Here is a 26,544-nt window from a genome sequence, read left to right on the forward strand (position 1 = left end):
TTAATCCTCAATTTCGATGGTTTCAATCACCACATCTTCAAGTGGACGGTCTGCTGAATCTGTATCAACCTCAGCTATTGCATCGAGTACAGCAAATGATGCTTCATTAGCTAGGTGACCAAATACGGTATGGCGTTGGTCTAAATGTGGCGTCCCCCCATTTTCAACATAGGATACTGCAATTTCTTTTGGCCAACCACCACGTTCTAGCTCTTTGGCATTGTAAGGGAAGTTTTGATTTTGAACGATAAAGAACTGGCTTCCATTGGTGTTTGGACCCGCATTGGCCATAGACAAGGCACCACGAAGATTGAAGGCTTCCATTGAAAACTCATCTTCAAAGGACTCACCATAAATGGACTCACCACCCATGCCTGTACCAGTTGGGTCACCACCTTGAATCATGAAATCCTTGATAATTCGATGGAAAATAATGCCATCGTAGTAACCATCCTTAGACAGAGCGATAAAGTTAGCTACTGTCTTAGGAGCAATTTCTGGGAAGAGTTTTAGGGTTAACTCACCGTGATTGGTCTTAATACGAGCTACTGGTCCTTCAAATTGCTCCAAATCTAATTGCGGGAAGTATTTTTCTTTTTCTACCAAACCTAATTTCTCCAAGGCATCAAAAATGCCATCCTCTTCTACTTTTTTTGTAATATAATCTGCGCGCTTTTGCAATTCTGGATGGGAATGCCCCATAGCAATGCTAATCCCTGCATAGTCAAACAATTCAATGTCATTTAGTCCATCACCAAAAACAAGGACATTTTCAGGTTTCAAGCCAAGTTTTTCAACTACTTTAGCCACACCAGCATCCTTGGAAGAGTCTTTTAGGACAATATCAGATGAGATAGCATCCCAACGAACCGTACGTAAATCATTTTGCAAGTCTTCTGGTAATTCAACTTCCTGTCCATCCTTCTCAAAGGTCAACATCTGATAAATGGAATTGTCCTTATAAAATTCTGGGTCTGTTTCCAAGCCTTCGTAAATTAAATCAATCACCTGACTAATTCGTTCTGTACGAGCAGACAAGGTTCCTTTTTTGCTACCCAGTAAACCATATTCAATACCAACTTCCTTGGTCCAGGCAATCACTTTTTCTACTAGGTCCTGAGGAAGCGGTTGGTGATGAACAAGCTTCCCTTTGGCATCTTCAACATAGGAACCGTTTATCATAGCAAAGAAATCTGGCTGGAGGGCCTTAATTTCTGGCACCAATCCATAGGGTGTCCGACCAGATGCTATTCCGGTTAAAATCCCCTTTTCTTTCAAGGATTTAAAAACCTGTTGAATGGAATCAGGGATGTAGCCCGTATTTTTGACACGTAAGGTATCGTCAATATCAAAAAAGACAATCTTTATTTTTTTTGCTTTATATTTTAATTTTGCATCCACTATTTAGGCATCCTTTCTGGAAACTAACTAGTTCTCATTATACCATTATTCTTCCTCTTGTGCTACCAGTCCATGTTGGAAGGCATATACAACTGCTTGTGTTCTGTCGCTGACAGCCAGTTTAGAGAGAATGTTGGAAACGTGGGTTTTTACGGTTTTCAAGGAAATGAAGGACTCATCCGCAATTCGTTGGTTGTCATAGCCCTTGGCTAATAGGGTTAATATTTCGCGTTCACGGGCTGTCAAATCATCATGCAAGTCTGGGTGGCGTTTATGGTGCTCCACTTTTTTCTCCACTTCGGTTTCAATAGCAAATTCCCCACGCGCCACCTTGCGAATGGCTGTCAAAATCTCATCTGCACTAGAGGTTTTTAACATATATCCTTTGGCACCTGCTTCTAGAACTGGATAAATTTTCTCATTGTCAAGGTAGGAAGTCAAAATGACAATCTGTGCTTGAGGCCATTCCTTAAGAAGAGCTAAGGTAGCTTCTACACCTGTCATCTTTGGCATAACCAAGTCCATGACCACCACATCTGGCTTAACCTCTAAGGCCTTACTCAAACCCTCTTCACCATCACTTGCCTCGGCAACAACTTCCACATCTGCCTGTAAATTTAAATAACTTTTTAAACCTAGACGAACCATTTCATGGTCGTCAACCAACATCACTCGAATCGTATTCATCTTCTTTTCCTTTCAATAATGGGATACGGATATCAATGGCAACACCCTTATTCAGTGCTGAGCGAATCTGAATGGTACCTGCCATGTCTTCCACTCGTTCCCGAATATTTTGTAGACCATAGCTGAGCTCTCCATCCTTTTCCTGCTGGAAACCAACTCCGTCATCTGTCATTTTTAGCTGTAACTCTGTTTCTTTTTGTATGAGATAGACATCTAAATGCTTGGCCTTGGCATGACGCAGGGTATTGCTGATAATTTCCTGGGCAATTCGAAATAGGTGTTCCTCGATTAACTTAGGTAATTCTTCAACTTCATGTTGGAAATGGACGATGATATTACTCTTATCACTGACTTCACGCAAGATGAGTTCGAAGCCCTCAACCAAGGTCTTGCTCTCAAGCTCACTCGGTCGGAGATGAAGTAGTAAAATCCGCAAATCCCTCTGGGCTGACTCAATCATATCCTTGACCAGAACCAACTGCTCCTGCAAAGTTTCCTGGGGTAGATTGGGCAAGCTGGAAGATAGACCTGATAGAATCATACTGGTCGCAAACAATTCCTGACTAACCGTATCATGCAAATCTCTGGCAATCCGTTTTCGTTCACCCTCAACAATTTCCTCTCGCTTAACCAAATCTTGATTATCTACCAACTGGACTTGACGGGTCAAGGTCCTCACCTTATCAGACAACTGAAGTAAGAGTTGATCATTTTCACTATCTGTTCGGATACTTTTATTTTTCAAAATAGCCTGTAACTTTGCTCGCATAACCTGAGTCGAAGCCAGGCTAACCGTTTGAACCATAACCGCTAAGAATAAGGTCAAAACGATAACCAACAAAATCAAGGTAAAAATCAACTGTTCTGTAGAGGTCCATAGATTAACATCTAAGAGTGAATGGTTGAGAAGGGGCAAGGTAGAGGAAATAACCACAAATACAATCAGACTGGCAAACCAGGCCAGGAGGAAATAGGTACGTTTTCTCATACGCGAACCACCTCCACATCTCCGAAAATATTATTCGTTACTACCTTAACGCGTTTATGGGATTCTTGATAGTCTGGACTATTGATAGCTATACTCTCATTCCGGAGATCCCATTGGGATTGTCCCAAAAAATTAACCCTACCATAGATACTAGTCGCTGACAAAGAAACCTCTACATCGATAGGAACGATAATTTTTGTCCGTCCGAACGTTTTTCGAATGACGACAATGTTATCTCGGCCCACTAAGACAGTCTTATCCAAATCAACCACATCATTGCCAAACAAACGGACAATATTAATATCCTCAAAACCAAATCGGTCTTGAGAATGGTCATGATTCCCAAACCACCTATTCTTTTCTTTTTGCACCTGTAAGGCATAGTCGCTAAATACTATCTGGGTGTACTGGTTACGTTTCTCATAGCGTGAGAAGAAATTGACAAACATATAAACAACCAGAAGCATAACCCCTATGATGAAGTAGGGATTTAAGACAAAGACCAGAAATACCAAAGACAGCGAACTGACTAATAAGACACTATTTAAACGCCGCCCTAAAAAATACCAGGCAAGTAAGAGCAAGGCCGAGAAGAGCAACAAGGTCCGACTGGCCTCATTGGCAACGACATCAAAAGCTGCCATAGTAAAGAGCATACTTTCTATCAACAGAAAAAATTGAACTTTTCTCATAATCGTATCCTTTCCTTACTATTGTAACAAATTTTAGATAAAAGAACTCCGACCAGGGTAGGAAAAAAGGGTAGGATAAACCTGCCCTAGTTTCTATTATTGTCCATTATCTGATGTAGTGGTTGTAGTACTTGTGCTTGTAGTCGATGTTGCAGAACTCTCACTACTTACACTAGCTGAAGCAACTGACACATAGAGGGTCACCGTACCATCAATAGTAGCACCTGCCGCAGGATACTGGCCAATAACAAGATCACTTGTTGTCGCATAGTAACTTCGATCCTCTTGCCGTTCAATATTAGCGACATTTACTCCTAAAGATTGGAGCTGACTACGTGCTTGAGAGTAGGTATATTGACCTGAAGTAAAGTTGGGCATAATCAGTTCTTTTCCTTTGGAGATAACAAGGTTAATCGTTGATCCCACAGGCAATTCTGTTCCAGCAACAGGATCCGAGCTGATAACAGAGCCTGCAGCTATCGAAGTATGATACTCTTGTGAGACAGTTCCAACAACAAACCCTGCAGCCTCCAATAATTGAATGGCCGCACTTTCTGTTTTACTAACCACATTTGGAAGAGTCTGTGGAGCCACGCCTTTAGAGACTGTTATGGTAACAATATCCCCTTTTCCAACTAAAGCATTTTCATTTGGATCCATGGCAATGACTAACCCAGCTCCATACTGACTGCTAAATTCCTCTTTGATGCGAACTTGTAATCCTAGGCTCTCCAACTCTTGTTGAACTATATCTTTAGCTTGACCTATTAGCGATGGAACTTCAATAGTTGCAGATTTTGCAAGTACAATATCTACCCTACTTCCTTCTTTTCTAGATGTTTGAGCACCTGGTTTAGTTCTGAGGACTTTACCTTCTTCTACCTTAGTTGTTGCTTCTTCTGTCACCGTACCAACTTCTAAGCCAGCTACTTCAATATTTTCAGTAGCAACTTGCAAGGTTTGACCAATTACATCAGGCACCGTGACTGTCCTAGGTGAATTATTAAACACAAAATACAGACCTGCAACCGTAAGTAAAACTGCCAACAATAAAACTTTATAGCGCGTCCGAACTCCCCTACGTGGGGTATTTCCTGTTTTTCCAATAGCCGGTTGCTTACTAGGCTTACCTACACTCGATTTATTATTTTTTTTACCAACAGGGAGCTCTGTTCCTTTATCTTTTTTATTCTTTGACTCAACTGCCGTTTGGGATAATTTAGGTAAGGTTTTTGTATCAATCTTGTGACCTTCCAAAATAATTGGGGGTTCATCTTTCCGAGCCGCAGATAGTGAAGAGGCCAAATCTGTATACATCTCCGCAACAGATTTATAACGGTCACTCAATTTCTTGGCTGTTGCTTTTAAGACAACATTTTCAAGAGCTTGCGGAACATTGTTATTTTCTTCTCTGACCGACGGTAATGGCTTTTGGAAATGCTGAAGCGCAATGGTCACAGCACTATCCCCATCATAAGGAATGCGGCCGGTTAACATCTCAAAGAGAATAATACCCATTGCATATATATCACTTTGAATAGTCGCTTTCGAACCACGTGCCTGCTCTGGAGAAAGGTAATGAACCGAACCCAACATAGAATTTGTTTGAGTCAGACTCGTTTCCGCAAATGCCACTGCAATACCAAAGTCTGTAACTTTAGCCACTCCATTTGAGGTCAAAATAACATTCTGAGGTTTCAAATCCCTATGGACAATACCACGTGTATGCGCCATTCGCATAGCAAGTAATATTTGCCCCATAATGCGCACTGCAACATCATTTGACAAGGGAGCATTTTCTTTGATGTAACGCTTTAAATCGAGACCATTGACATATTCCATGGCAAGATACTGTTGACCATCTTCTTCACCAATATCCGAAATTCGTACGATATTTGGATGATCCAGTTCTGCCATAGCACGCGCTTCCCGTTGGAAACGCTGGATAGCAATCTGATCTGTCTGATAATTGGTTCGCAGCACTTTAACTGCTACTTCCTCACCATCTAAAATCAAATCCCTAGCTAGGTAAACATCTGCCATACCGCCTCGACCAATTTGCCGAACGATTCGATACCGTCCAGCAAAGATCTTACCGATTTGAATCATTACCTAGCCTCCTCCGTAATGTGGAGCAAGCCTACTGTAATATTATCCAGACCACCGGCATTATTGGCAAAACGAATAAGAGTCTCTGCCTTGCTCTCCAGCGATACATCACTTAAGACAATATCACGAATATCTTCCGTCGATACCATATTGGTCAATCCATCGCTGTTTACAATAACAAAGTCTCCAACTTCGAGGGTCTTCAAGGCAATATCCGGTTCAATCGGTTCAGCTTGTCCGATAGATTGTGTCACTATATTCTTTTGCGGATGACGTTGAGCCTCTTCTTCTGTTAGCTGACCAGCTCGCACCAAAGCACCAACCAATGAATGGTCATTGGTTAATCGAGTGTACTCTCCGTCTCTGATCAAACCAACTCGTGAATCGCCAACATGGGCATAAATCATCTGGTTATCAATAACAACTACCGCTTCAAGTGTGGTACCCATTCCACGGTACTCCTCTGTTTGCCCCAATTCATAAATCTTTTGATTTTCCACATCAATGATTTCAACTAGCCATTCACGAACATCATTTAAGGTAACCAATTGAGTATCAACCCAAGCTGCCCCTAAATCTGTTGCAGCCATTTCACTGGCAATATGACCAGCACGATGACCACCCATGCCATCTGCCAAGACTAGCAAATCGATACCTGCACGGTTTTTGAAACAGTTAATATAGTCCTGATTATTTGAACGTTTTTGTCCAACGTCAGTAAGTAATGCAATTTCCATAATTTCTCTCGTTGCTATGCAACTTCCTCCTCTTATTCTAGGATTTTCGTCTTAATTGACCGATGAAAAATCCATCTGTTCGGTATTGTTCTGGGGTTATCAAGAGACAACCATCCACCATAATATCTGTTTTGGGATGGTCCAGCATGACCTGCTCAAAATTAGGATGCTGGTGTAAAAATTCGTGAATAACTTCTTGATTTTCCTTAGCAATAATCGTACATGTGCTATAAGTAATTATACCACCGATTTTCAGGCTTTGACAAACGCTATCCAGTATTTGTAATTGGACGGTTTTAAGCGAATCAAAATCCATAGCCGCCTTGTTGTAACGAATATCAGGCTTACGTCGAATGAGCCCAATACCGGAACAAGGAGCATCTACCAATATTTTATCAAAGGTATCTGGACCAAATTCCTCATGAACGCGACTGGCGTCTAAAAGTTTGGTTTCAATCTTATCTGCTAGTCCTAAGCGTTGGGCATTTTCCTCAATCAAGGCCAATTTATGCTCGTATAAATCAAGGGCAATAACTTTACCACTTGTCAGATAGCTGGCCATGTGACAGGTTTTTCCACCAGGGGCTGCACAGGCATCCAAGATGATTTCATCCCCTTGAATATCCAAAGTCGGAGCCACCAATTGACTGGTTTCATCTTGAATGGTGATTAGCCCTTGTTTAAAGTAATCAGTAGCTGCAAAATGTCCGCGGGATTTAACCAATCCAACTGGCGATAACAGCGAATGTTGGGCACCTAATTCCTTTGCCAATCGCTCCACTTGTTGACCATCCGTCACGCGTACGCTAGCCTTATTCCGAATATGCAGACTTTGGAAAATCTTCTCTGCACGTTCATCGCCATACTCTGCAATCAGGGTTTGTACCAACCAAACTGGCACAGAATACTGAACGGATAGACGTTTGTTCTTTCTTTTAATATCTGCAGGTTTGGGCAAGGAATCCTGACTAAGCTTACGCAAAATGGCATTGACAAATTTGTCAGTTCCAGGCTTTCGCTTGGCAATATTAACTGCCTCGTTGACAACTGCATGAGTTGGAAGTTTATCCAAATAAAGCATCTGGTAGAGGCTCAGCATCAGGAGATAGTAGACCCAAGTGTCCAACTTTTCTCTATCTTCGATAAAATGCGCCAAGTACCACTCCAGCGTGATTTTACGAGAAACAGTCCCATAGACTAGCTCCGTCGCCAATCCCCTGTCCTGTGCAGATAAACGAGAAGATTCTAGGGCCTTATTGAGAGCGATATTCGAGTAAGCTCCTTGATCAAAGACGTCTTCCAGTACAGATAAGGCTAGACTTCTGGCTGTTTCATGTTTATTAACCACCAAATTGATCTCCTACTACAATCTCTCGACCTGCTCCATTCAAGAAGTCCGCAATGGTCATTTTAGGCTTACCAGCAGGCTGGACAGTTTTCAGTGAAAGGGCTCCCTGTCCTGTCGCAACGACCAATTCTTTCTTGCTTCGAACAAGCACTTGACCGACTGGACCTGAACCTTCTACTTCGACAGCTTCTTGAATTTTAAACCGTTCTCCTTGCCAATAGGTGTGGGCAACTGGCCATGGGTACATACCACGAATCTGATTGAAGAGTTGACGAGCTGACTTGTTCCAATCAAGCACTTCTTCTTCTGGCTGAATATTTGGCGAGAAAGTTACTTGTTCTGGATCTTGAGCTACTGGCTCCACATCCCCAGCAATATAGGCTGGTAAGGTTTTCAATAGCAAATCCCGTCCAACAACAGCCAACTTTTCAAACAAGGTGCCAACATTATCCGTTTCTTCAATAGTAATGCTATCGCTAGAAATCATGTCACCAGCATCCATTTCCTTGACCATTTCCATGATGGTTACGCCGGCACGTTCATCACCGTTAATTAGAGCATAATGAATAGGGGCACCGCCACGGTATTTAGGAAGAAGAGAGGCATGAACATTGACCGCAAAGTCAACTGAGTTCAGTAATTTAGTCGGTAAGAATTGTCCAAATGCAGCTGTCACAATCCCGTCTGCACCCAAGTCCATCAGGTCAGCCATTTCTTGACTTCCTGATAACTTTTCTGGCTGAAAGACTGGTAAATCATGCTCCAAGGCTACTTCTTTCACAGGTGTCATTTGGATGACTTTTTTACGACCAACAGCTCGATCAGGCTGGGTAACAACAGCCAGAATTTCATACTGATCATTCGCCAAAAGACCTTTTAAGACTGTTGCTGAAAATGCTGGAGTTCCCATAAAAATCAACTTTGTCATCTTTGCTTTCTCATCTCCTTTACTCTATAAGGTTTCTACTAATTCTATTATCCCTTAATTATACCATTTTTGCTTACTTTTTCCTTAATTTAGGGTGAAACTCCTGAATAAAATCAAAAAATGCAAGGCCTATCCAGACCTTACATCATATTCTGCGGTTCATTATCAATAATCAAACGCAAATCTTGGTTCTCTCTCTCCTGCGTCCAATCCAAAATCTGATTAAGCACCTCTTCCAATCTGTCTTCATAACGGTATTTCAAGATAATCTGGTAGTGGTAGAGATTATGTGTTCTAGCAATGGGCTTGGGCGTTGGTCCCAAAATTTGAATTGCATCTGTTAAGTGTTGGCGGAGAAAGGCTACTGTTTCATAGGCTTTTTTCACGACAAATTCTTCCGACTTGTGTGAAAAAGTTAAGCCAACCGTAAAATAGTAAGGCGGATAGCCAAGATTTTTCCGAATGCCCATCTCATAACGATAGAAACCTTCATAGTCCTGCTCTTTGGCAAAGGCAATAGCATAGTGGTTTGGGTTGTAGGTCTGAATTAAGACCTCACCCTCCTTATCTGCCCGACCAGCCCGACCAGCTACCTGAGTGAGAAGTTGGAAGGTCCGCTCAGAAGAACGAAAATCAGGCAAATTGAGGGCCGTATCCGCATTGAGTACACCAACCAAGGTGACATTGGGAAAATCCAAGCCCTTGGCAATCATCTGGGTTCCTAGAAGAATATCCGCGTCTCCTCGACCAAACCGTTGGAGCAAGTCTTCGTGAGCCCCTTTTTTCTTGGTGGTATCTACATCCATCCGCAAAATTCTGGCCTCTGGCAAGAGCTCCTGTAACTCATCGTAGGCCTTTTGCGTACCAGTTCCATAATAGCGAATAGAGGAACTCTGGCAGTTTGGACAAGTCTGGGGAATTCCTTTTTGAAAACCACAGTAGTGGCAATTCATGGTTTTTGTATCCATGTGAAGCGTTAGGGAAATATCACAGTTTGGACACTGGTCCACAGTCCCACAATCCCGACACATGACAAAAGAAGAATAGCCACGCCGATTCAACATGAGAACAACCTGTTCCTTACGAGCCAACTTTTCTCTAATCTTCTCAATCAAAACAGGGGTGAAATTACTAGCCTCCTGCTGACCGATGTAATCTCGGAAATCCACAACTTCCACTTCTGGAATACGAGCCAAGGGATTAGCACGTTGGTTGAGCATTAACCTACCATAAACTCCTCGACTAGCCCGAGCCCGTGTTTCAAGGCTAGGAGTAGCCGAACCCAAAACCAGAGTCGCTCGATTATAGTCTGCCCGCAACTTTGCTACATCACGCGCATGATAGCGTGGATTGCTGTCCTGCTTGTAGGTTGCTTCATGCTCCTCATCAATGATGATAACACCCAAATTGGTCAGAGGGGCAAAAATGGCCGAACGAGCCCCGACAACCACCTGGGCATTGCCTGCCTCAATCTTCCGCCACTCGTCATACTTCTCTCCATCCGATAATCCAGAGTGGAGAATGGCAACTTTCTGACCAAATCGAGAAATGAAGCGATTGGTCATCTGAGAGGTCAAGGAAATTTCAGGCACTAACATTATAGCTGTTTTCCCCATTTTTAAAACCCTATCAATAACCTGGAGATAGACTTCCGTCTTCCCAGAACCTGTCACTCCTTGAAGAAGAAATGTCTGACTTTCCTGACCGATAGAGGCCACAATCTCCCGAACTGCAATCGCCTGCTCTGGATTCAAATCCAAGGCCTGCGTTTTTTCCACCTTATCAAAAACTCCCTGAGTCCGCGACACTTCCTCCTCCCAGACTTCTATATAGCCTTTTTCTTGGAAATAGCGGAGCGTATCAACTGAATAGTCTGCTTTTAAGCTTGAAAGGAGCTGGTCTTCTGAGTGTTCCAGAAGAAATTCCCTTAACTGCTGCCGTTTTTTAGCCCGATTGCTAATGTCTGCTTCTCGTAATTTCTCCAGACAAACCCGGTACCATTTTTCTGTCTTGATTTGCTTTTTATCCTTGGCCACATAGTCTACCAAGATTTTCCCTGACTGGGCCAGACGCATGATTTTCCCTTGCTCTTTCACGTCCAAGTCAGAAAAACGAATCTGGTCCTTTTCACCGAACAGACTGACCTGCTCTGCCATTTCCAAGCCATATCCCGGTCTGAGCAATTTGTCATAGGTTGAATTGAGCAAGCTGGGTAGCATAGCTTTCAAGAGGGTAATTTTATAGGAAAATACTGACTTTCTCATCTGGTCAGCTAACCAAAATTGCTCTTGATTGAGAACAGGACTATAGTCCAAAACTTCCACAATCTCTTTCAAATCCTGCAAGTCAGGCGCATCATCATCTTCATCAATCAAGTCAACTACAATCCCTTGAATTAGTCGGTTGCCCTTACCAAAGGGGACATGGACTCGTACACCAACCATAAGCCCCTCTTCCAACTCAGCAGGAATCCGATAAGAATAAGCTTGATCGGTCTGCATCAAGGGGACATCCACAATAACTTGTGCTAACATAGGACCTCCTTTCTTTGAATGTCCATAAGTGAAAAGAAACCCGGATGGCAAGCCCAACCGAGTTTTTTATTAAATCTTTTCGCCTTCTTCTTTTTCTTTGGCGATTTGTTCTTTGATTTTCTTCTCTTCTTCTTCTGCCAGACGCTTCGCTTCTTCCGCACGGCGACGAACTGCCTCACGTTTTGCTTCTGGATCTGGGTGGATAACCACATTACCAGATTCAATTTCTTCCAAGGCACGAAGGGTTGATTTTACTGAAGTAAATTCTTGAGTTGGCTTTGCACCTGCTTCCAATTCATGGGCACGTTTTGCCTCAAGAATAACCAAGGAATACTTAGATGGTACCTTGTCCAACAAGGTATCGATAGATGGTTTCAACATCATAGTTCTATTCTCTACTTTCTGTTAAGGTTCTGTTACTTGTTCACATCACGAATCATTTCGTCATAACGACCGATTACGCGATCGACACGGAAATGCTCTGCTTCGATAATACGTTTCACACGTTCTGCTGCCAAAGGAACCTCATCATTGACAACCGCATAGTCATACTCACGCATGAGGGCAATCTCTTCCTTGGCACGTTCGATACGTTGCGCAATGACTTCCTCACTGTCTGTCCCACGACCAACCAAGCGATCTTGTAATTCTTCTAAATCTGGCGGCGTCAAGAAGATGAAAACTCCATCTGGAACTTTTTTCTTGACTTGAAGAGCTCCTTGTACTTCAATTTCCAAGAAGACATCTATCCCTTTATCAAGCGTTTGATTAACATAAGTCAAAGGAGTTCCATAGTAATTGCCTACATACTCAGCATATTCTAACATCTGACCTTGACGAATCAAATCTTCAAACTCCTCACGGCTACGGAAGAAATAATCTACCCCATCAACCTCTCCAGGTCTTTGTGGACGTGTCGTCATGGACACAGAATATTCAAATTTATTATCCGAACTCTCGAAAATTTCCTTTCGAACAGTTCCCTTCCCAACTCCCGACGGGCCGGAAAATACGATGAGTAAGCCTCGCTCTTTCATGATATCTCCTTTAAAATCTTTCATTCTAGTGTAACAAAAATCCCTAGGAATTTCAACTGATTTTAAATGAGCAGAGTATTTTTTCAAACAGAAAGGGAGCTGACTGGGCTCCCTCTGCATTATTTAGCAATATCTGTCGCTCTTGTTTCACGAATGACAGTGATCTTGATATTTCCTGGATAATCCAAGTTATTCTCAATTTTTTCACGGACATCGTGGGCCAAGATAGTAATTTGATCATCTGAAATTCTATTTGGATGAACAATAATCCGTACTTCACGACCTGCTTGAATAGCATAAGATTGTTTAATTCCATCGAAGCTATTAGCAATCTCCTCCAAGTCTTGTAGGCGTTTGATATAGGCCTCCATAGACTCACGGCGAGAACCTGGACGAGCTGCACTCAAGGCATCCGCTGCTGCTACAATAACAGCAATGGTACTTGTAGCCTCGACATCACCATGGTGACTGGCAATCGTGTTAACCACAATCGGATGTTCCTTGTACTTCTTAGCCAACTCTGTACCAATTTCAACGTGGCTACCATCAACCTCACGGTCAATGGCCTTACCAACATCATGGAGGAAACCTGCACGTCGAGCCAAGTTGACATTTTCACCCAACTCAGCAGCGAGGACACCTGCCAATTTAGCCACTTCAATCGAGTGACGGAGGACATTTTGACCATAAGATGTACGGAAATGCAAACGTCCCATAATCTTAATCAAATCTGGGTGAAGATTAGGTGCGCCCACTTCATAGGCAGCAGCTTCACCATATTCACGAATGCGGTTGTCCATTTCCACACGGTGTTTTTCAACCAATTCCTCAATACGAGCCGGATGAATCCGACCATCTTGAAGCAAGGTTTCCATGGTCATACGAGCAATCTCACGACGAATGGGGTCAAAACCTGATAGGACAACGACTTCCGGCGTATCATCAATGATAACATCGATACCGGTCAAGCTTTCAAAGGTACGAATATTACGACCTTCACGTCCGATAATCCGACCTTTCATGGCATCATCTGGAAGGTGAACTGACGTAATAGTCTGCTCAGCTACATATTCACCTGAAATCCGTTGCATAGCCTGAGCCAACAGGTCCTTGGCCATCTTATCCGAACGTTCTTTGACCTCACGCTCTGCATCTCGGATTTGAGTTGCAATCTCATGCGTCAACTTATCGCGTGTATCTGTCAAGATAATGTCTTTCGCTTCTTCCTGACTGAGTGCCGCTACACGTTCTAATTCTAGAGCCTTTTGCTCTTCCAACTTAGCAACTTCTTGCTCACGCTCATCAATGTGTTTAGATTTATCCGTTAGACTTTGTTCTTTTTGCTCCAAAGTCTTTTCCTTATTAGTCAAATTGTCATCTTTTCGATCCAAATTGCTAGCACGTTCGGTCAAACGCACTTCAATCTGCTTCAATTCCTGACGCTCTGACTTAAATTCTTCTGCGATTTCTTCTCGGTACTTACGAGCCTCCTCCTTAGCTTCCAAGAGTAATTCTTTTTTCAAGGTCTGACGGTCACGCTCAGCTGTCTTCAAAATAGCCTCTGCTGCTTCTTCCGCACGACCACGAACATTACTAGCTTCTTGTTCGGCATTTAAAAGGGTTAATTCTGCAGTTTCTTTTGCAGATTTCATCTTCAAAGAAATGGCAAAGTAGCCAATTACTAAACCAATGAGAGCAGAAACAAGAGCCACTACAAATGTAATGATTCCCATATTTCTACCTCTTTTTTAAAATTCGATTTTCACAAAATCTGTATCTATTTTATCATAATTGAACCGATTTCACAATTCCAAATCAACATATGTTATAATAAATTCATTAAATAGTTTGGAGGAACACATGAAAAAAGAAGTTACAGTTGAAAGTTTTGAATTGGACCACACCATTGTGAAGGCACCCTATGTCCGATTGATTTCAGAAGAAGTTGGTCCCAAAGGGGATATTATCACAAATTTTGATATCCGACTTATCCAACCCAATGAAAATGCCATGGATACAGCTGGTCTGCATACCATTGAGCATCTCTTGGCTAAACTCATCCGTCAGCGTATTGACGGTTTGATTGATTGCTCCCCATTCGGTTGTCGAACAGGTTTCCACATGATTATGTGGGGTAAACAAGATCCAGCAGAAATTGCTCAAGTCATCAAGGCAAGTTTGGAAGAGATTGCAGATGGAATTACTTGGGAAGATGTCCCTGGAACAACCATTGAATCGTGTGGCAACTACAAGGACCACAGCCTACATTCAGCTAAAGAGTGGGCAAAATTGATTGTTTCACAAGGTATTTCAAGCGATGCCTTTGAAAGAAAAACGATTTAAATTTGATACATTTGCTATTGCTATTAAAATATAGTCGAATGAATTAGCTTTCAGACAAGGAACTGAGGTGCAGGCTGTACTAGAGTACGGCAAGCCGAAAGTGACGATGTATCAAAGTTAATTCAAATGACTATAAATCACAAAATATGAAGCTCTCACTTGATAAGTAATCTTTGTGAGGGCTTTATTATTTGGAATGATAGCCGTCAAGAGTTAAACGAAACCTTTCATGAGACTACTCTTTAATAGTCATCAGTAACCCTCTTCCGCTAAAACTGATTCACGGGATTAGGACAAAACAACTCAATAAAGCATGCTATTTCCCAGAAAAACGCAGGAAGAAACTTGTACGCTTTGGAATAGATTTTTAATGTCGCTGTCAATGTTTATAGTAAATTTATGATGGAATGCTTCGAAAATGAGGGAATATCCCTGTTAAAGTGTAAACTTCGTGAAATTATCTTGAAAAATGCACTCATCGTGGCTCATTCCCTCCTGTCCTTGAATTTTCTATAAATTGATGATAGGCTAGAGAAGGAGGAAGTCATGAAAAAACAGTTAGACACATTTTGGCAAATTTTTATTATCTCAAGCATCTTTGTTCCTTTTATGTGGGTAATCAATATCCCCATCATCTGCTTGATCCTTCCCCTTTATCTGACCTGGAAAAACCTCCGCCATTTTGTGGACCTTTTGAAAAAACAGTTAAAAGAGTATAGTTTTTGGATTAACGATGGTTTGATTTTCTTTTTAGGAACAGGTCTAAGTTGGTTGGCTCTTGAAATGGCTCAAGTTGTTTACGTCGATTGGCCAGAAACCCTTGTGAACCACCAACTCCATAGCCCGATACAAACGGAGGCCTGGTCAGGGCAGTTTTTCCTACTCCTTTTGGGTGTTTTACCTTATTTGGTCCTGAACATCTACCAAACCAGGCTCCTCCCCCCTCTCCTAACCGTCCTACTCATCAGCTGCCTGTATCCAAGTTTTGTCTTTGCTGTTTTATGGACCATACAACTTTCTACTTTGATTGAAACAGATTTCTTCACCTACTGCAACCTGTGTTTGGTTCCTTTTAATATTTGTCTCATTTACAGTCGGACCATTTTACAAACCATTCAACTGTGGCAAGCAGAATTAGCCAAGCAGAGCAACCCACGCGTTCCCAGACTTTACGCTCTCCTGCAAAAAAGCCTTTCTCTGCCCATCTGGCTCCTCTTCTTCAGTCTGCCCTATCTTGCAACTCTTGGCTCTTATCTCATTCTCTTTGGTCAAAAACCTGACCAGCTGCTTCAGATGTGGACGGAAACCAGTGATTGGGCCTTATCGGAAAAGATCTCCCCACCAAATGCCTTCTATGATGAACACTATCTTTGTACAGTGGGGGCTGCTGGACACCGTAAACTGGTCAAACCCATTCGTATGGGGGAACGCCATGGACATCGTGTGGTGGTCAATCGTCAGCTACAAATTGCCAATGCTTTTGAACAGATTTTAGAAGAAAGATGTCCACGCCTGCATCGTTGCATTCGTTCCAACTACGACCGGTATGGCTATCCCATTTCCAAACATATTCGCAATGCCTGGCAGGCAGATCTGATATATCTGATCATGAAACCAGCCGAATGGCTCTTCCTCATCGTCATCTATCTGCACGATCGTCAGCCGGAAAATCGTATTGCACGTCAGTATTTACCAATAAAAAAATAAGAAGCTGGACCCCCAGCTTCTTTCGTATACACATTACTCCACATCTGCTCCGTTTGTAGCGATGACATTTTAAGGCTCTATAAGACTGTAGTGGGTAAATCCACCATGGAAATTATATAGCTTTTTTGATTGTAGAAAAAGAACCCAAATCCACACCAAAGAAGACTGTCGCCAGATTTCTTGCTATGAATTTAGGTTTTGCCTGCTGTTCAGTAACAATCCTACTCTTATCTCATCAAATTGTAAGCGGTTTTGCAATACCTTTAAACACTTGTTCTCAAACTAGTGACTCACAACAAACCCAATTTTTCAAAGGCATTGTAGAGGCCGTTTTCTTCGACATCGTCAGTAATCATATCTGCCATAGCCAAGATTTCTGCTCCGCCATTTCCCATAGCAACACCAGTAGCACAATAGTTCAGCATGGGAATATCAATTTTAGCATCCCCAAAAGCGATGGTATCCACTTGGTTTGCACCTATGTGATCCAACAAAACTGAGATGGCGTGGGCTTTGTTGATGTCTTTGACACCTAAATCACCAAATAGTGCTGTCTCGCCACGGCCTCCCCAGGTGTTTGCAACCAGTTGCGGAAAGGCTTCTTTGGAGTCCAAATGATCCTGGTAGGAGTCGAGTAGAAAACTAACTTTATTCAAATCATCTCGATACAATTCTCCATCAAACACTATCCCGTGTATGACATCTTCTACTTCTTGATTGGCAACCTCTTCGGCAGTTTTCCCTTTGTTCATGGAATATATCCGCAGGGTTTCACGAGCACGTTCACGGAAATTCTCACTGGCAAAGAGCCCGTTGTTGCTTTCCAGATAAAATTCCAAACCACGTTCGTGAAGCCAGTCTACAATCGCTCGGCTATCATCTTTTGAAATAACCTGATGCATGACCACCTGTCCTTGATGCTCAACATAAGAGCCGTTGCCACCAATCATTCCGTCAAGACCAATCTCCCATAGTTCTGGTTGCATTTCCGCCCGACTTCGACCTGTACAGACATAAACCAAGTGCCCATTCTCTCTGGCCTGTCGAATGGCACGAATGGCAGATTCTGGAATCCGATTATGATAGTCAACCAAGGTTCCATCCACATCTAAAAAAATTATCTTGCGCACACTATATTCTCCTTACTATTTTTCTACTACAAGTATAGTCTGTTTTTCTATCAAAAAACAGTCGAAAACTGCGAAAGAATAATACTATCCTATGAACTTGGAAAAAGAAAGCCAATCGACTTTCTTTTTGCTTATCTGATTATTTGCGTTTTGGTGGGTTGTGGATTGCAACACCAAGCACATCGAGAAAGGCTTCATACATAACTTCTGAGAAGGTTGGGTGACCGTGGATAGATGCTGCCACGTCGTCAACTGTCAACTCAGATTCCATGATAGTTGCTGCTTCGTTGATCATTTCAGCTGCAACTGGACCGATGATGTGAACACCAAGGATTTCATGGTATTTCTTATCAGCGATAACTTTTACGAAACCGTGAGCTTCGTTAGAAGCAATGGCACGACCATTACCAGTGAAGCTGTTGCGACCGATAAGTATGTTTTCTTTACCGTATTTCTCGATAGCCTGGTCTTCTGTCAAACCAACCATAGCGATTTCTGGGTGTGTGTAAACCGCTGCTGGTGTGAAGTCCAATTTAGCCTTGTGGTGGTTACCGTGGATGGCATTTTCAGCTGCCACTTCACCCATACGGTAAGCAGCGTGTGCCAACATCTTAGTACCGTTGACATCACCTGGTGCGTAGATACCAGGGATAGATGTTTCTTGGTATTCATTAACCTTGATACGACCGCGGTCTAGTTCAAGGTTCAAGTTTTCAAGACCAGCCAATTGTGGTACACGACCGATTGAAAGAAGGGCTTTTTCAGAAACGATTTCTGAGCCGTCATTCAATTTGATGGTCAATTGGTTGTTGGCTTCAACGATTTCAGATACACCAACAGATGTCAAGAATTTCATACCTTTCTTAGAAAGGACTTTTTGCAATTCAACAGATACTTCGCGGTCCATACCTGGAATGATACGGTCAGCCATTTCAACAACTGTTACTTCTGTGCCGTATGATGCGTAAACCAAACCAAGTTCTACGCCGACTACACCGCCACCCATAACAGTGAGTGACTTAGGAATTTCACGCAAGTCAAGGATATCATCAGAAGTCAATACCAACTTAGAATCGATACCTGGGATGTTGATGCGGGATACTTTCGAACCTGTTGCAAGAACGATGCTACGACCTTTGATAACCTTGTCGCCGATAACAACAGTCTTATCAGGGTTTACTTGACCAAGACCGTTGAAGATGGTTACCTTGTTAGCTTTCAAGAGACCTTGAACGCCACCAGTCAATGTCTTCACAACCTTGTTCTTGAAGTCAACTGTCTTGTCCATATCAACGGTATAGTTTGTTGAAGCAAGGTTGATACCACGCTCAGCAGCAATCTTCAAACCGTCAAGGATTTCAGCGTTTTTGAGGTAGGTCTTAGTTGGGATGCAACCCTTGTTCAAGCAGGTACCGCCAAATTCTGATTTCTCAACGATAGCGATTTTACCGCCCAATTGAGCACCACGAATAGCAGCGTAGTAACCAGCAGGACCACCACCGACAACAACCATGTCATACTCGTCAGCTGCCAATTCAGCCTTAGGCGCCTGTGGAGCTGCAGCAGGAGCTGCAGGTACTTCCAAACCAGCTGCTTTCAAGTCGGCAGTTGCTTGTGCAACCTCAGCTGGAGCAGGTGCAGCACCCACTTCAACTGATTCGCCTTCTGCACCAAGATAAGCAATGACTTCTGTTACAGGAACAGTTGCACCGTTACCGTGAACGATTTTCAAAAGAACACCTGATTCTTCTGCTTCCAATTCCATACTTGTCTTATCTGACATCATCTCCAAGATAACATCGCCTTCGTTGACAAAATCACCCTCTTGTTTTTTCCACTCGATGATTTCGCCTTCCTGCATATCTACACCAAGTTTAGGCATAATAATTTCAATTGCCATAGTTATGATACAAAGAACGTCAAATGCGACAGAATTTTAGGAGTCCAACGTAGGATGCTTGCATCCAAGGCGGACTATCTAAATTCCGAAGCATTTAGTTCGTGTTCAAATGTCACGAACTCGTTCTACATCCTTTCTTTATTTTTTCTCTTTACCAAATTGAGCACAGGCTAAAAACCTATTGAAAAAGATAAATCGCCTCGTGCCTCAAGGCACATCGTTGATTTCCTATTTTCATACGGTTTTCTTAACGCCTTTTGCATCTTATCTCAGATCAACAATTCCAATGGGTTTTCCAATAAGTTCTTCAAGTCAACCATGAACTTAGCACCATTCATACCATCAACGATACGGTGGTCAATGGTCAAGCAGAGTGCCATGATTGGACGGATTTTGATTTCGCCGTCAATAACAACTGGTGTTTGAACAGTTGCTGCTACACCAAGGATAGCTGAGTTTGGTTGGTTGATGATTGGGTTAAAGGTTTTAGTACCAAACATACCCAAGTTGGTGATAGAGAAGGTAGAACCTGACATTTCTGCCCCCTTCAACTTACCAGATTGTGCCTTCTTGATAACATCTTTTGAAGCTACCACGAAGTCAGACAAGCTCATCTTATCTGCACCGTGAACAACTGGCACCACCAAGCCTTCATCCAAACCTACCGCGATACCAAGGTTGACAAACTTGTGCAACTCGATTTCCTGTGCATCGTTAATCAAAGATGCATTCATATAGCGGTGTTCTTCCTTCATCAAGGTACGAACCACTGCAAGACCGATCAAGTCTGTAAAGGTTACTTTCAAACCAGTCTTGTTCATGATTGGCTCAAGGACTTGCTTGCGAAGTGCCATGAGGTTGGTCATGTCAATATCGTAGTTAAGCGTAAATGTCGGTGCCGTCAAGTAAGAGTTAACCATACCTTTTGAAATCGCCTTACGCATTGGGCTCATCTTGATGATTTCAACGCCTTCTGGCAATTCTTTAGCTGGTTTCTCTTCTGCTTTCTGTGCTGGAGCAGCAGTTTCTACAGCTGCAGGAGCAAGTACTGCCAGAACGTCGTCCTTGACAATCTTACCATTGACGCCTGAACCTGTAAGGGTTGACAGGTCAACACCTTGGTCTGCTGCAATACGGGCTGCAAGCGGAGTTGCTTTTGGAGCTGCTCCCTTGAAGTCTTCAACGTCAGCCTTGTGGACACGGCCATTTGCACCAGTTCCTGGCACAAGTCCTAAATCAATACCAAGCTCACGCGCCAACTTACGCGCAGCTGGCGTTGCACGAACCTTGCCTCCACCTTGTGGTTTGGCAGCAGATGCAGGAGCAACGATTACTGGTGTACGACCTGCAGGTACTTCTTCAATAGCCGCTGCTGGTTCAACAGCAGGAGCAGATGAAGCGCCGGCTTCAACCGTTTCACCTTCTGCACCGATATAGGCAATAACTTCTGTTACGGGAACAGTTGCACCGTTGCCATGAACAATTTTTAATAGGACGCCTGACTCTTCTGCTTCCAGCTCCATGCTAGTCTTGTCAGACATCATTTCCAAGATGACATCGCCTTCATTGACGAAATCGCCCTCTTGTTTTTTCCACTCGATGATTTCACCTTCTTGCATGTCCACACCGAGCTTAGGCATAATGATTTCAATAGCCATTTTTAAGATACCAAGTCCGAACAGAAAACGATTGAAAAATAGAAAATCCTCATTTTCGTAGCTAATTATCTTTTTTCCGAGTTTTCCGGACGGGTTCAATTCCTTTCTTTCAGTTTCTTACGTAACCAATAAACCAGACCGTTCATCAAGTCAGGTCAAATTCTGGCTACACTCTTTCAAACAGGGCTAGGACGGTTGCCCGTCCTTTCATGATTCTTAACCCTTGTTTACTTGCTTATAAATTGCCGCTTTGATTTTCTCTACGTTTGGCAATACTGCGTTTTCAAGAATGTTTGCGTAAGGAACTGGTACATCGTCTGAAGCGATACGGATGATTGGTGCATCCAAGTAGTCAAAGGCTTCGCTTTCTGTGATGATTGACGCGATTTCACCGATGAAACCACCTGTTTTGTAAGCATCGTTAACCAAGATAACCTTACCAGTTTTCTTAACAGATTCGATGATCAATTCTTTATCCAATGGGATAAGGGTACGTGGGTCAACCACTTCTACGCTGATGCCTTCAGCAGCTACTTCTTCAGCCGCTTTCAAGGCACGTTCCAACATACGACCATATGAAATGATGGTTACATCTGTACCTTCACGTTTGATTTCGCCTTTACCAAGTGGAATGTAGAAATCTGGGTCCAAGTTAACTTCTTCTTTTTTACCGTAAAGTGCTTTTGGCTCCAAGAAGATAACTGGGTTGTTGTCAAGGATAGATGATTTCAAAAGACCTTTTGCATCGTTAGCTGTACCTGGTGCAACCACCTTGATACCTGGAATGTGGGTCAACCAAGCTTCGAGAGATTGTGAGTGCTGTGCCGCTGAACCAATACCTGAACCCGATGCCACACGGAAGGTTACAGGTGTTTTCAAGCCACCACCAAACATGTAGTTTGTTTTCGCAGCTTGGTTAACAATAGCATCAAGGGCAATTGTTACGAAGTCCATGAAGGTCAAGTCAACGATTGGACGAAGACCTGTTTGAGCTGCACCAACTGCAGAACCAGCGATTGCTGCCTCAGAGATAGGCGTGTCGCGAACGCGTTTTGGACCAAATTCGTCCAACATACCAACAGATGTACCGAAGTCACCGCCGTAGATACCGACGTCTTCACCCATCAAGAATACTTTTTCATCCTTACGCATTTCTTCGCTTTGAGCCAAGTTAATCGCTTCACGCAAGGCCATTACTTTTGTTTCAGCCATTTTTTACTCCTAATTTATATCAATTTATCTTTACTGTAACAAGTAAAATGTAGAAAACTAATCAATTACTTCATTGTAATCAAGCGTCATAGCTGCTCGAGCTACCCTAGTTTGACTTGCTCTTTAGAACTTAGTCAAACTGATCACATCACTTACGACACGGAGACTATTCAGCCGATATTGCTGAATAGGCGAAGTTAGTGAGGTAAGTAGGTAGTCCACCATAGTGGCTACCGTAGTTTGACTTGCTCTTTAGAGCTTAGTCAAACTTCTTACGTTAATAGTTGGGTTCAGACTAGAGGCTTGGAAAAATAGATGAGCCATTAGTGATGTCCGCATCACTAGCTGACTCCCTAATTTTTCTGTGCCTCTTTAACGTCTTCACACCCTAGTCTACAAACACATCCTCATACGCTACTGAGATGTCTGGATCTGGGCTTTCTTGTGCGAATTTCACAGATGCTTCTACTTGTTCTGCAACTTGTGCTTCGATGGCATCCAATTCTTCGTCAGTCGCAATCTTGTTCTCTGTCAAGTATTTGCGGTATTTCTTAAGTGGGTCTTTTGCTTTCCACTCGTTAACTTCTTCTTTTGTACGGTAAACACCTGCATCGGCAGTTGAGTGACCAAACCAGCGGTATGATTCAACTTCGACCATGGCTGGTCCATTACCTGCACGAACGTACTCGATAACTTCTTGCATTTTCTCATAAACGGCAATCACGTCGTTTCCATCTTCAACATAGTGACCTGGCATACCATATGCAGCAGCACGTTGGTAAAGGTGAGGAATCTTAGTCGAATAAGAAATATCTGTTGAGATACCGTAACGGTTGTTGGTAATGAAGAAGATAACTGGCAAGTTCCAAACAGCTGCCAAGTTCATTGACTCATGGAAGGAACCTTCGTTAGTAGCTGAGTCACCTGAGAAGGCGATAACGATGTTATCTGTACCAAGATATTGTTGGGTAAGGGCTGCACCAACTGCAAGGGCATAACCACCACCTACGATACCGTTTGAACCGAAGTTCCCTTTTTCAACGTTAGCCAAGTGCATAGAACCACCACGGCCTTTAGATGTACCTGTTGCTTTACCAGCAAGCTCTGCCATCATACCGTTGATATCAATACCTTTTGCAATAACGTGACCGTGTCCACGGTGGTGTGAGAAGATGATGTCCTGCTCTGTCAAACCAGCGATTGGGCCAACAGCTGCCGCTTCTTCACCAACTGAGAAGTGAGTCATACCTTGTACGAAGCCACGACGCACCAATTTATTCAATTTCATGTCAACATCACGGATTTGTTGCATTTTTAGAAACATGTCCAAATGTTGTTCTTTTGAGATAGATACCATAATTTCCTCCAAAGGTTTTCTCTTACCTTTCTATGATAGACTAATCTTTCACAAATGGCAAATTTTTGAACCGTTTTCTTTTTGCAGAAATTTTCTTGAAAAGCCTATTCTAGTGCGATTTTTCACAATTTAGTCATAAATTACAAACAACTCTTGAAATATTTTTCACAAACTTCATCTACTATTGAAAGCCAGTTCCCTTTTTGTTAATATATAGTTGGAGGTACTTATGGAATTTGATCTATTTATTACGATTTGCAATTACATTGGTACAATTGCTTTTGCCGTTTCTGGAGCGGTTAAGGGTTTTAAAAAGAATCTAGATATCTTTGGTATCTGCCTTCTCAGCATAATAACTGCTGTCGGAGGTGGAATCATTCGTGACATCATGGCCAATCGCATACCAACTGCACTAACCGATCCAAAGGCTGCCTATCTTTCTATAGGAGTAGCCATCATTCTGTACATCGTTGTCATCAATGTAAAGCAGGACAAGCCCCTTGATAATAAGATGATTCTATTTCTTTCCAAGGCTAATCTAGTCTTCGATGCAATTGGACTAGCAATTTTTTCTCTAATCGGAGCCAGTACGGGAGTCTCACTTGAATTAAATGCGATGACAAGTGGAATTTTAGCAGCACTGACTGGTGTCGGAGGAGGAATAGCACGCGATATGCTTGTTAATGAAACGCCTATCGTTCTTAAAGAAGATGTCTATGCTGTTCTTGCACTCTTCTCTGGAATCCTTTATCATCTTTGCGTTGTAAATTGGAAAGTGCCACAAATTCCAATCTTCATCACAATTTTTAGCATTTCTTTATTCATTCGACTCCTTGTCATTAAATACAAAATTAATCTGCCAAATATGGAACATAAAAGAAAGGTCTGAGTTCTTCTACTCAGACCTTTTAGTATGATTATTGATTACCAGCCACCGCGACCACCAGGTCCTGTCGCTGTGATTTGAGTAATTTGCTCGCCGTTAACTGTCACAGTACCTCCTGTCAACTCAGCCGTTCCATCAAAGTCAAAGGCTGATTGAGCCGTTACATCGATTGTACCACCTGAGATGTAGATATCACCATTGGCATCGAAACCATCAGTATCTCCACTACCTACAGCGACTTTCAAATCTCCTCCAGTTACTTTGATAAAGATATCCGTAGAAATTGTACTTGCTGCATTGATAGCATCATCTGCCCCATAAACATCTAATGTACCACCATTAATGGTAATATTCGTTCCTTCAAGAGCTTCTGCTGATTCTGGAACAGTAATCGTACCTCCATCAATTGTCAGTGCTGTTTCTGCCTTAATAGCATCATCGCCTGCCTTCACAGTGATATCACCACCAGTAATCGTTGTGTAACCTTTTGTTGTATCAGTATCATTGGTTGATTTAATACCATCACCACCTGCAGTTACATCGATCGTACCTCCATTAATTGTCATAGAATCCTTACCACGGATACCATCATCCACCGCAGTGACGGTAATATTTCCTGAATTCACGACAAGGTCATCTGTCGATACGATACCATCTTGGAAGTTCCCCTCAACCGTCAGACTACCATTACCTGTAATGGTCAAATCAGCTTCAACATGGATAGCCCCTTCAATATTGGTATCTGAGTGACTGCTTGTATCCTTAACAGTATTTGTGGTTCCATCTTTGATTTCCAATTCAACATTATCAGCATTTATGACATTGATTGCGGCGGTATCTGAACTTGAAATCTCAGCACCTGCTAAAATAATACGAACATTAGCATCTGTTTCAACTGTTACTCCAGCTGTTGTTGAGCCAGTCAAGATGTAAGTACCACCTTCTGTAATTTTCAGGCCATCATTTGACAAAGTCACTTCTTTACTTGGAAGAGTTGACCAATCTATGGATGACGAACTTGAATCAGATGATGAGCCGTTATTTGAAGTTGTCGCTACGCTTGTCTGACTAGTTGCAACTGAACTTGAAGTTGTTGTTGAACTAGAAGTAGTTGAACATGCAGCAAGAACACCTAAACTCATAAGAGTAACACCTGAGTAAAGTAATTTTTTAAGATTTGATTTCATAATTTAAGTTCCTTTTCTTTCATTAGGAAGTTATATCCCTTCCCTATATGCTATAAGTTTACCTGTCAAACCTAAAAGAAAGGTTAAAGATAGCCAAAAGAAAACTTAAAGTAAATAATTATTATTTTCCGACTCATTATCAGAATTGCCAAATCTTACTTAACACATACAATAGAGCTTTGCACATAAAGTTATGTGTAACAAGAAAAAAGCCGAATGTTCCCATTCGACTTTCCTATCTTAATCTTTCTGCTCAAGAGCACGCAACATTTGATCAATCTTGTTGCCGTACTCAATGGATTGGTCTTTTTCAAAGACTAAATCAGGAATTTTATAGAGGGTCAGTTTGCGACCTAGTTCTCTCTTAATGGTTCCCGTTGCTTTTTCAAGACCAGTTTGAGCTTTTTGATTGTCAGAAGCCAGGTTACTCATAATCGTATAGTAAACCTTGGCCATAGACAAATCACCTACCATCTGCACATCAGTAATAGTCACACCTTGCACGCGAGGGTCACGGACTTTCTTTTGCAAAATCTCATTGACTTCACGCTTAATCTCCATCCCTACACGGTCTGTTCGAAAATGGTTTGCCATATTCTCTCCTTTCTCGAATGATAGAAAAGCTGAGTTTCCTCAGCTTGAAAAATTTATGTAAGCTTGAACAATTACTGTTTCAAACTTATTATATTCTGTTTTGGTTATC

At 42.3% G+C, this 26,544-nt stretch carries 22 protein-coding genes; 3 read left to right on the top strand and 19 right to left on the bottom strand.

Annotated features, from left to right (window positions below):
* From NF418_RS05770 to NF418_RS05825, 12 genes are all read right to left on the bottom strand, one after another.
* The gene (locus tag NF418_RS05770; RefSeq protein ID WP_256778805.1) at positions 1-1,401 is read right to left on the bottom strand and encodes a bifunctional Cof-type HAD-IIB family hydrolase/peptidylprolyl isomerase; all 1,401 of its coding nucleotides are present in this window, start codon (positions 1,399-1,401) and stop codon (positions 1-3) included.
* A 45-nt stretch (positions 1,402-1,446) separates the two neighbouring features.
* Positions 1,447-2,088: a response regulator transcription factor gene (locus tag NF418_RS05775; RefSeq protein WP_105108451.1), complete on the bottom strand. Its 642-nt coding sequence runs from the start codon at positions 2,086-2,088 to the stop codon at positions 1,447-1,449.
* Positions 2,060-3,076: a sensor histidine kinase gene (locus NF418_RS05780; RefSeq protein WP_256778806.1), complete on the bottom strand. Its 1,017-nt coding sequence runs from the start codon at positions 3,074-3,076 to the stop codon at positions 2,060-2,062. The genes NF418_RS05775 and NF418_RS05780 overlap by 29 nt, the downstream gene beginning before the upstream one ends.
* Positions 3,073-3,768 (bottom strand): cell wall-active antibiotics response protein LiaF, encoded by a 696-nt coding sequence (gene liaF, locus NF418_RS05785; RefSeq protein WP_172082954.1) that lies wholly within the window; start codon positions 3,766-3,768, stop codon positions 3,073-3,075. Before liaF ends, NF418_RS05780 begins: the two co-directional genes overlap by 4 nt.
* 96 nt (positions 3,769-3,864) lie before the next feature.
* Positions 3,865-5,877: a Stk1 family PASTA domain-containing Ser/Thr kinase gene (gene pknB, locus NF418_RS05790; protein WP_256778807.1), complete on the bottom strand. Its 2,013-nt coding sequence runs from the start codon at positions 5,875-5,877 to the stop codon at positions 3,865-3,867.
* Entirely contained in the window at positions 5,877-6,614 is a 738-nt protein-coding gene (locus tag NF418_RS05795) for a Stp1/IreP family PP2C-type Ser/Thr phosphatase (RefSeq protein WP_256778808.1), read from the bottom strand. The genes pknB and NF418_RS05795 overlap by 1 nt, the downstream gene beginning before the upstream one ends.
* Before the next feature lie 37 nt (positions 6,615-6,651).
* Complete coding sequence (gene rsmB, locus NF418_RS05800; RefSeq protein WP_256778809.1) at positions 6,652-7,965, bottom strand: 16S rRNA (cytosine(967)-C(5))-methyltransferase RsmB; 1,314 nt, start codon at positions 7,963-7,965, stop codon at positions 6,652-6,654.
* A complete protein-coding gene (gene fmt, locus NF418_RS05805) occupies positions 7,955-8,890 on the bottom strand; it encodes a methionyl-tRNA formyltransferase (RefSeq protein WP_256778810.1) in 936 nt (311 codons plus the stop codon). Before fmt ends, rsmB begins: the two co-directional genes overlap by 11 nt.
* A 140-nt stretch (positions 8,891-9,030) precedes the next feature.
* On the bottom strand, positions 9,031-11,424 hold the full coding sequence (locus NF418_RS05810; RefSeq protein ID WP_256778811.1) for a primosomal protein N': 2,394 nt from the start codon (positions 11,422-11,424) through the stop codon (positions 9,031-9,033).
* A 69-nt stretch (positions 11,425-11,493) separates the two neighbouring features.
* Positions 11,494-11,808 carry a DNA-directed RNA polymerase subunit omega gene (gene rpoZ / locus NF418_RS05815; RefSeq protein WP_004195201.1) on the bottom strand — a complete coding sequence of 105 codons (315 nt, stop codon included), beginning with the start codon at positions 11,806-11,808 and terminating at the stop codon, positions 11,494-11,496.
* Between the two features lie 32 nt (positions 11,809-11,840).
* Positions 11,841-12,461 carry a guanylate kinase gene (gmk, locus tag NF418_RS05820; RefSeq protein ID WP_043025413.1) on the bottom strand — a complete coding sequence of 207 codons (621 nt, stop codon included), beginning with the start codon at positions 12,459-12,461 and terminating at the stop codon, positions 11,841-11,843.
* A gap of 119 nt (positions 12,462-12,580) precedes the next feature.
* On the bottom strand, positions 12,581-14,194 hold the full coding sequence (locus tag NF418_RS05825; protein ID WP_256778812.1) for a ribonuclease Y: 1,614 nt from the start codon (positions 14,192-14,194) through the stop codon (positions 12,581-12,583).
* Positions 14,195-14,321: 127 nt separating this feature from the next.
* Between NF418_RS05825 and NF418_RS05830 the strand changes: the two genes are divergently transcribed.
* Together NF418_RS05830 and NF418_RS05835 are read left to right on the top strand one after the other, a co-directional pair.
* Complete coding sequence (locus NF418_RS05830) at positions 14,322-14,804, top strand: S-ribosylhomocysteine lyase (protein WP_172054340.1); 483 nt, start codon at positions 14,322-14,324, stop codon at positions 14,802-14,804.
* 546 nt (positions 14,805-15,350) lie between these two features.
* On the top strand, positions 15,351-16,511 hold the full coding sequence (locus NF418_RS05835) for a DUF6688 domain-containing protein (RefSeq protein WP_256778813.1): 1,161 nt from the start codon (positions 15,351-15,353) through the stop codon (positions 16,509-16,511).
* Between the two features lie 290 nt (positions 16,512-16,801).
* On the opposite strand, the gene NF418_RS05840 is transcribed toward NF418_RS05835, so the two are convergent.
* The 5 genes from NF418_RS05840 to NF418_RS05860 form a co-directional block, all read right to left on the bottom strand.
* The gene (locus NF418_RS05840) at positions 16,802-17,641 is read right to left on the bottom strand and encodes an HAD family hydrolase (RefSeq protein WP_171999726.1); all 840 of its coding nucleotides are present in this window, start codon (positions 17,639-17,641) and stop codon (positions 16,802-16,804) included.
* Positions 17,642-17,780: 139 nt separating this feature from the next.
* Positions 17,781-19,541 (bottom strand): dihydrolipoyl dehydrogenase, encoded by a 1,761-nt coding sequence (gene lpdA, locus NF418_RS05845; RefSeq protein ID WP_099831571.1) that lies wholly within the window; start codon positions 19,539-19,541, stop codon positions 17,781-17,783.
* A 269-nt stretch (positions 19,542-19,810) separates the two neighbouring features.
* Positions 19,811-21,199: a dihydrolipoamide acetyltransferase gene (locus tag NF418_RS05850; RefSeq protein WP_256778814.1), complete on the bottom strand. Its 1,389-nt coding sequence runs from the start codon at positions 21,197-21,199 to the stop codon at positions 19,811-19,813.
* 216 nt (positions 21,200-21,415) lie between these two features.
* Positions 21,416-22,411 carry an alpha-ketoacid dehydrogenase subunit beta gene (locus tag NF418_RS05855; RefSeq protein ID WP_014638601.1) on the bottom strand — a complete coding sequence of 332 codons (996 nt, stop codon included), beginning with the start codon at positions 22,409-22,411 and terminating at the stop codon, positions 21,416-21,418.
* A 388-nt stretch (positions 22,412-22,799) separates the two neighbouring features.
* On the bottom strand, positions 22,800-23,768 hold the full coding sequence (locus tag NF418_RS05860; protein WP_002942391.1) for a thiamine pyrophosphate-dependent dehydrogenase E1 component subunit alpha: 969 nt from the start codon (positions 23,766-23,768) through the stop codon (positions 22,800-22,802).
* Positions 23,769-23,997: 229 nt separating this feature from the next.
* Between NF418_RS05860 and NF418_RS05865 the strand changes: the two genes are divergently transcribed.
* Positions 23,998-24,657, top strand: coding sequence for a trimeric intracellular cation channel family protein (locus NF418_RS05865; RefSeq protein WP_256778815.1), 660 nt, complete (start codon positions 23,998-24,000; stop codon positions 24,655-24,657).
* Between the two features lie 35 nt (positions 24,658-24,692).
* Here the strand turns inward: NF418_RS05865 and NF418_RS05870 are convergent, their stop codons facing one another.
* Both NF418_RS05870 and rbfA read right to left on the bottom strand, forming a co-directional pair.
* Positions 24,693-25,841 carry a carbohydrate-binding domain-containing protein gene (locus NF418_RS05870; protein ID WP_256778816.1) on the bottom strand — a complete coding sequence of 383 codons (1,149 nt, stop codon included), beginning with the start codon at positions 25,839-25,841 and terminating at the stop codon, positions 24,693-24,695.
* 240 nt (positions 25,842-26,081) lie between these two features.
* On the bottom strand, positions 26,082-26,435 hold the full coding sequence (rbfA, locus tag NF418_RS05875; protein ID WP_024379497.1) for a 30S ribosome-binding factor RbfA: 354 nt from the start codon (positions 26,433-26,435) through the stop codon (positions 26,082-26,084).
* Between the last annotated feature and the right edge of the window lie 109 nt (positions 26,436-26,544).

The organism is Streptococcus suis (assembly GCF_024509555.1).
Taxonomy (GTDB): Bacteria; Bacillota; Bacilli; order Lactobacillales; family Streptococcaceae; genus Streptococcus; species Streptococcus suis_AD.